Source organism: Actinotalea sp. C106 (assembly GCF_023630195.1).
Classification (GTDB): Bacteria; Actinomycetota; Actinomycetes; order Actinomycetales; family Cellulomonadaceae; genus Actinotalea.
Genome location: NZ_JALPKN010000545.1, coordinates 1 through 996, shown reverse-complemented (window position 1 = coordinate 996; position 996 = coordinate 1). Strand labels below are relative to the sequence as shown.

Below are 996 nucleotides of genomic sequence, written 5' to 3'. Positions count from 1 at the left end.
GGGCGTCCGGCGTGCTGAGGTCCGCCGTCGCGCCCTGGCCCCGAGCCCACCTGCTGGCCGCCCGGCGCGCGCGCCGCGTCGACCGCTATCTGCCGCAGGTCTCCCTCGGGGCTGCCGGTCATGGCGTCGGGCGCCGTCCGGGCGCTGACCTCGATGGTTCGCGCGAAGGATGCGGGCGGGGGGCCGAAGGCCCGGTGGGCGCCTGTCACGACGGTCCGACCCAGTGCCCGGGCCCCGGTCGCGCCGATGATCGCGCCGATGCCGAAGGGCGCGAGCCTGCCGAAGGCGAGAGCGCCCTGCTTGCTGGCCTGCTGACGAAGGATCCGCCGCGTCAGGGCGGTGTTGACGCGCTTGATCGTCGATGTCGGCATGTTGACCAGGAGGGTGCGCGCCCAGGCCTTGGTGTTGAGCCCGGTCTCCACACCGACGGTCTTGGAGCCTTGCTCGCCGAGCACCGTGGCGAGGAGGAGGGCCCGCCGTCGTGCGGTGTCCTCGACGGCGACGCCGTGCACGTCGGCCACCGCGAGCGAGAAGGCGGCCGAGGCCGCGAAGAAGGTCGCGATCTCGCTGCTGGTGAGCGCGATGCCGACGCTCGTGCCCACCGCGGGGGTCGCGGCGGCTGCGCCGACGGCCCCGCCCGAGGTCGTCACCGTGAGCAGGTACTGCTTCTCGAGGAGTCGCAGCACCTCCGCCGGGTTGGCGTGCGGGTTGCGCCGCCGCACGCGGTCCACGTGCGCATGGATCACCGCGGAGGGGATGGAGACGGCCTTGTCGAAGGCGGCGTCGAGGAACGGGAAGCCGGTGACCGTCGGGGCCTCCGCCGTGCGGCCATGGCCCGAGCGACCCGAGCCATCCTCCGTGTGGTGGGCGACGGCGGTGCCTGGCTGCGACGCCTTGGTCCCCCCGCCACGGCGGATCAGCCCACGGCCACGCGAGCGAGCGCGCTCTGCGGGTGCAGGTGCGGGTGCGGGTGCGGGCGCCTGGGGCAGGGGCGAG

At 74.9% G+C, this 996-nt stretch carries 1 protein-coding gene; it reads right to left on the bottom strand.

Going from position 1 to position 996, the window contains the following annotated elements:
• Positions 1-731, bottom strand: a 731-nt coding sequence (locus L0B03_RS18380) for a hypothetical protein (RefSeq protein WP_250448519.1), incomplete at its 3' end; no start/stop codon positions are given.
• Between the last annotated feature and the right edge of the window lie 265 nt (positions 732-996).